Here is a 1,368-nt window from a genome sequence, read left to right as displayed (position 1 = left end):
CTGGGCGAAATGCGCCTGGTAAGCAGAGTTTTTGAAATGTAAGGCCTTTGAATAAGACAAAAGGCTGCCTCATCGCTAACTTTGCAACAGTGCCCGATTTATTCAACAAATCCACGTTGTGTCTCAAAATCTCTGATGTTACATTGCACAAGATAAAAATATATCATCATGAACAATAAAACTGTCTGCTTACATAAACAGTAATACAAGGGGTGTTATGAGCCATATTCAACGGGAAACGTCTTGCTCGAGGCCGCGATTAAATTCCAACCTGGATGCTGATTTATATGGGTATAAATGGGCTCGCGATAATGTCGGGCAATCAGGTGCGACAATCTATCGATTGTATGGGAAGCCCGATGCGCCAGAGTTGTTTCTGAAACATGGCAAAGGTAGCGTTGCCAATGATGTTACAGATGAGATGGTCAGACTAAACTGGCTGACGGCATTTATGCCTCTTCCGACCATCAAGCATTTTATCCGTACTCCTGATGATGCATGGTTACTCACCACTGCGCTCCCCGGGAAAACAGCATTCCAGGTATTAGAAGAATATCCTGATTCAGGTGAAAATATTGTTGATGCGCTGGCAGCGTTCCTGCGCCGGTTGCATTCGATTCCTGTTAGTAATTGTCCTTTTAACAGCGATCGCGTATTTCGTCTCGCTCAGGCGCAATCACGAATGAATAACGGTTTGGTTGATGCGAGTGATTTTGATGACGAGCGTAATGGCTGGCCTGTTGAACAAGTCTGGAAAGAAATGCATAAGCTTTTGCCATTCTCACCGGATTCAGTCGTCACTCATGGTGATTTCTCACTTGATAACCTTATTTTTGACGAGGGGAAATTAATAGGTTGTATTGATGTTGGACGAGTCGGAATCGCAGACCGATACCAGGATCTTGCCATCCTATGGAACTGCCTCGGTGAATTTTCTCCTTCATTACAGAAACGGCTTTTTCAAAAATATGGTATTGATAATCCTGATATGAATAAATTGCAGTTTCATTTGATGCTCGATGAGTTTTTCTGATAGTTAGTCTTTGTAGAGACACAAACCTGAAATTCCGGACACCGCGCTTCAGGACATCTCCCTGGACGCCGATATCTGGCAGTATCCGGACGGTACTATCGAACGCCGGGCCAACGGTACTCCCCTGCCCTTTATGACTGACGACCGGCTATTTCACCCACGCACTTCTCCATGAAATTTAGCATCGTCGCGGTTAATGTCGAAAATTTGCCACCTGACGTGGTTGGCATCGAGGGTGAAAGGCACTGTTGCAAAGTTAGCGATGAGGCAGCCTTTTGTCTTATTCAAAGGCCTTACATTTCAAAAACTCTGCTTACCAGGCGCATTTCGCCCAG

Annotated in this window: 1 protein-coding gene; it reads left to right on the top strand. The window is 45.0% G+C overall.

Annotation, left to right across the window (positions count from 1 at the left end; all coding sequences use genetic code 11):
- The first annotated feature begins 217 nt into the window (after positions 1-217).
- A complete protein-coding gene (locus PGQ95_RS26240; RefSeq protein ID WP_000018321.1) occupies positions 218-1,033 on the top strand; it encodes an aminoglycoside O-phosphotransferase APH(3')-Ia in 816 nt (271 codons plus the stop codon).
- Positions 1,034-1,368 lie beyond the last annotated feature (335 nt).

Origin of the sequence: Klebsiella sp. 141240 (assembly GCF_050600805.1) — a bacterium.
Classification (GTDB): domain Bacteria; phylum Pseudomonadota; class Gammaproteobacteria; order Enterobacterales; family Enterobacteriaceae; genus Klebsiella; species Klebsiella aerogenes.
The sequence above is the reverse complement of the archived record's forward strand: the minus strand, read 5'-3'. Positions and strand labels throughout refer to the sequence as shown.